Source organism: Streptomyces sp. YS-3 (assembly GCF_045257485.1).
Lineage (GTDB): Bacteria > Actinomycetota > Actinomycetes > Streptomycetales > Streptomycetaceae > Streptomyces.
On the sequence record NZ_JBJHPC010000803.1, the window covers coordinates 1 to 2,557 of the forward strand.

At 74.6% G+C, this 2,557-nt stretch carries 2 protein-coding genes and 1 pseudogene; all 3 read left to right on the forward strand.

Annotated features, from left to right (window positions below; translation table 11 throughout):
- Nucleotides 1-210: 210 nt before the first annotated feature.
- Nucleotides 211-1,056, forward strand: coding sequence for a DegV family protein (locus ACJA3G_RS34940; protein ID WP_406557049.1), 846 nt, complete (start codon nucleotides 211-213; stop codon nucleotides 1,054-1,056).
- A gap of 737 nt (nucleotides 1,057-1,793) precedes the next feature.
- Nucleotides 1,794-2,279, forward strand: coding sequence for a helix-hairpin-helix domain-containing protein (locus ACJA3G_RS34945; RefSeq protein ID WP_406557050.1), 486 nt, complete (start codon nucleotides 1,794-1,796; stop codon nucleotides 2,277-2,279).
- Nucleotides 2,276-2,557, forward strand: a pseudogene (locus tag ACJA3G_RS34950) (MBL fold metallo-hydrolase); the annotation flags it as partial. The gene ACJA3G_RS34945 and the pseudogene ACJA3G_RS34950, both read left to right, overlap by 4 nt.

The window sequence follows — 2,557 nt, forward strand, 5'->3', positions numbered from 1 at the left end:
GTACCCGCGCTCCGCTCGCGCACTCCACCTCGCGCGCCCCGGGTACGACCCGGGGCGCGCGAGGTGGAGTGCGCGAGCGGAGCGCGGGTACCGCGGAGCGCCCACCGTATGGCGCGGGCGCAGGTCCGAACCGGTCAAGGCGGGTCCGAACCGATCATTGAACCGGGGCCGGGCTGCCGTGCGGCGGCCCCGGCGGGTAACCTCCCGCTCATGTCCCGCCATGTCGCGATCGTCACCGATTCAACGGCCTACCTGCCGCCGCAGATGATGGACCGGCACGGCATCACCGCGGTGCCGCTGACCGTCGTCCTCGGCAACCAGGCGCTGGAGGAGGGCACCGAGATCTCGGCCCGCTCCCTCGCCCTGGCCTTGCAGAAGCGCCGTTCCGTGACCACCTCGCGGCCCAGTCCCGACGTGTTCGCCGCCGCCTACCGGGCCGCGGCCGAGGCGGGCGCCACCGGGATCGTCTCACTGCACCTGTCGGCCGAGTTCTCGGGCACCTACGACGCCGCCGTGCTGGCCGCGAAGAGCGCGGCCGTGCCGGTACGGGTGGTGGACACCGGGATGGTCGCGATGGCCCTGGGCTTCTGCGCGCTCGCCGCAGCCGAGGTGGCCGAGGCGGCGGGCACCCTCGACGAGGCGGTGGCGGCGGCCGAGAAGCGCGCGGCGGGCACCTCCGCCTTCTTCTACGTGGACACCCTCGACTATCTGCGACGGGGCGGCCGTATCGGAGCGGCGCAGGCGCTGCTCGGCTCGGCGCTCTCGGTCAAGCCGCTGCTCCAGCTGGACGGCGGGCGTATCGAGATGCTGGAGAAGGTGCGCACGGCATCGCGTGCCATCGCCCGGTTGGAGGAGATCGTCGTCGACCGGGCCGGGGCGAGCCAGGTGGACATCGCCGTGCACCACCTCGCCGCACCCGAACGAGCGGCGGTGCTCGCGGACCGGCTGCGGGAACGGGTGCCGGGCCTTGCGGATCTGCATGTCAGCGAGGTCGGCGCGGTGATCGGGGCGCACACGGGGCCCGGGCTGCTGGGGGTTGTGGTCTCGCCGCGCTGAGGGCTGAGGGTGGAACCGGTTTGGGCAGGTCGACACCGCTGAGCGCCGGTGGAATCACCCTTGCGGGTGACGGAGTTATCCACAACAACCGTGATATCCACGGGAATTGCGCGTGATCAGCGGGATTGGCCCGAGCTGCCTACCGTCGTGGCATGGCTATCCGATCACCACGCATCGCAACGAGCGGGCCGGGCCGCGTTCCGGGTTCGGACGGCCGTGCCCGTCATGGTCACGGTCGTCGCCCGAGCAGCGCCCAGGTCCGTGCCTCCACCGGAACGGCCGCGCGGCGGCGGGCGGAGGCGCTGCTCCCCGCGACCTCGCAGACAGATCCGCCCGCACCGGCTGCGGCTGCCGCCGGACCACCCGGGCGAGCGCTCGCGCCGCCGCCCTCCCCTCAGCCTCCTGAACCTGTTCCCACGCCGACGCCGACGCCACCCCCGACGCCAACCCAGCCGACCGCGGCTGGCCTCCAGGGATTCCCCGGCCTGCGAGACCGGGCCTGGGCTGCCCTGCGGGAGCGACTGCCCGTCTGGGTGCAGTCGCGATGCGGGCTCACACCGAGGAGCCTGGCCGCGCTGAGTGTGGTGCTGGCCGTGGCCGTCGGGTTCGCCGTGCAGCATTTCTGGGCGGGGCGGCCTGAGCCCGTGCGGGTCCCGGAGAGGGTGGCGGGGCGGGCGCCTACTGCCGCGGCGCCGTCCGCCCGGACGCCCGGGCCCAGCCTGGGGCCGACGGGTCCGGTGGCGGGGACCGGGCCGAGTGGGGCACCCACGCCGTCCCCGGGCGGCGGGATCGTCGTCGACGTCAGCGGCAAGGTGCGGAGGCCGGGGATCCGTCGACTGCCGCCAGGGTCCCGTGTCGCCGACGCGCTGGCCGCGGCGGGCGGGGTCCGGGACGGTGTGGATGTCACCGGGCTCAACCGGGCGCGGCTGCTCATGGACGGCGAGCAGGTGGTCGTGGGCGTGCCGGGTGCTGTGCCGGGAGGGGTCGCACCGGCCGTGGGCGCCGGGGGGAGCCCCGGGGCCGCCGCCGGGACGCCGGTCAGTCTGGGCACCGCAACGGTGGAGCAACTGGACGCGCTGCCGGGGGTGGGTCCCGTGCTCGCCCAGCACATCGTGGACTACCGCGCCCAGCACGGCGGCTTTCGGTCCGTCGACGAGTTACGGGAGGTCAACGGGATCGGCGACCGCCGGTTCGAGGATCTGCGTCCCCTGGTGCGGCCATGAACCGCCAAGGTGTCCATGCCGACTCGGGCAGCCCCCTGGGTGCCGCGAACCCCCACCAGGAGGGCCCACCGGACCTCCGCCTGGTCCCACCGGCGGTCGGCGCCTGGGCCGCTGCCGCGATCGCGCTCAACGTCCCCGGGAGGTGGGCGGCTTGGGGGGTCGTGACGCTGCTGCTGGTGGTGGCGGTGATGCTGCTCGCGCCGATCAGGGGGCGCCGGGGGAGAGGAGCTGAGGCCGACCACGCCGAAAGCGACGAGGCTCGTCGTGCCGGGGCTGGG